Raw genomic sequence first — 263 nt, 5'->3', positions numbered from 1 at the left:
AACATTAGCTAATTGGTGTATTAAAGCGGGCCTGCTAATCAGCCCCTTAGTGGCAGCCATGCAACGTCACTTGCTTAGTGAGCATAGTTTATGTGCCGATGAAACCCGTACACAAGTGTTAGATGAAGGTGACAACCCTAGCAGCAATTCCTACATGTGGGTTTATCGCAGCAATGAGGTCAGCCGTGAGCCTGTCGTGATTTACGATTACCAAGCAGGTCGAAGTCGCGCTTGCGCAAAAGAATTTCTTGCCGGTTATCAAG

Annotated in this window: 1 protein-coding gene; it reads left to right on the top strand. The window is 47.5% G+C overall.

Going from position 1 to position 263, the window contains the following annotated elements; translation table 11 throughout:
* Nucleotides 1–58: 58 nt before the first annotated feature.
* Nucleotides 59–263: transposase (locus tag AAEY55_RS18410; protein WP_350552698.1), on the top strand; the 205-nt coding region annotated here is incomplete at its 3' end.

This window comes from Pseudoalteromonas sp. 120-MNA-CIBAN-0494 (assembly GCF_040308885.1).
Taxonomy (GTDB): Bacteria; Pseudomonadota; Gammaproteobacteria; order Enterobacterales; family Alteromonadaceae; genus Pseudoalteromonas; species Pseudoalteromonas nigrifaciens.
This window is presented reverse-complemented; position numbering and strand designations above follow the sequence as displayed.